At 63.5% G+C, this 1121-nt stretch carries 1 protein-coding gene and 1 pseudogene; both read left to right on the top strand.

Going from position 1 to position 1121, the window contains the following annotated elements:
• Positions 1-624, top strand: a 624-nt coding sequence (locus ABT116_RS49105; RefSeq protein ID WP_502984108.1) for a thiolase C-terminal domain-containing protein, incomplete at its 5' end; no start/stop codon positions are given.
• Between the two features lie 14 nt (positions 625-638).
• Positions 639-947 (top strand): annotated as a pseudogene (locus ABT116_RS51285) (MaoC/PaaZ C-terminal domain-containing protein); the annotation flags it as partial.
• Positions 948-1121: the final 174 nt, after the last annotated feature.

The raw sequence follows: 1121 nt of genomic DNA, 5'->3' as shown, positions 1-1121 counted from the left end.
AACCCGGCTGCGTGGTTCTACCAGCGCCCGATCACGCTCGAAGATCATCAGAACTCACGCTGGATCGCCGAGCCGCTGCACCTGCTCGACTGCTGCCAGGAGACCGACGGCGGCCAGGCATTGGTCATCGTCTCTGCCGAGCGCGCAAAGGATCTGGCCAACAAGCCCGTCGTCATCAAGGGCGCCGCTCAGGGCAGTAGCAAGGATCAGCACATGATGACCAGCTACTACCGCCCCGACATCTCCGGTATCCCCGAGATGGGCCTGGTTGCTCGTCAGCTGTACGGCCAGAGTGGCCTGACCCCTGATGACATCAACGCCGCGATTCTGTACGACCACTTCACTCCGTTGGTGCTTCCCCAGCTCGAAGAACTGGGCTTCTGCAAGCCAGGCGAAGCAAAGGACTTCATCCGCGAAGGCAACCTCGAGATCGGTGGACGCCTGCTGTCCAACACTCACGGTGGTCAGGTCGGCGAGGCGTACCTGCACGGTGTCAACGGAATTGCCGAAGGTGTGCGACTGGTGCGAGGCACGTCGACCAACCAGCCCGAGGGCGTCGAAAACGTATTGGTCACAGCCGGAACAGCAGTACCCACCAGCGGTCTCGTTCTCGGCGCTGTTTGAGAGAGGAAAAGACAGTGACAACTTCGGAAGCTGCGAAGACCGCCGGCGATTGGCGTGGAGCCGATCTCGGGACCCGTACCGTGTCGTACACCGAGCGCGATGCGATCTTGTACGCACTTGCCGTGGGCGCCAAGGCGACCGAGCTGGACCTCGTCTTCGAGGATCAGCTTCGGGTCCTGCCGACCTTTGCTCTGACGCTGGCGCAGTGGGCTCCCGACGCTCTGGGCTCGGCGGGCGCCTTCGACACCTCGACGGCACTGCACGGCTCGCAGGAACTGAAAGTGCTTGCCCCGCTGCCGCGTAGCGGTGACGTGACCTTGAAGGCTTCGGTCGGCGAGGTGTGGGACAAGGGTGCAGCAGCGGTGTTCGAGGTCAAGGTCGAGTGCGAATACTTCGTCGCGACCTGGACCCTACCCGAGAAGGCCCACTACCCCAGCGCCGACTTCACCGCGTCGGCCAGCCGCCCCGCCACAGACCGAGCCTGCTCGATATCGGCC

Source organism: Streptomyces sp. NPDC002130 (assembly GCF_040296465.1).
Lineage (GTDB): Bacteria > Actinomycetota > Actinomycetes > Streptomycetales > Streptomycetaceae > Streptomyces.
The sequence above is the reverse complement of the archived record's forward strand: the minus strand, read 5'-3'. Positions and strand labels throughout refer to the sequence as shown.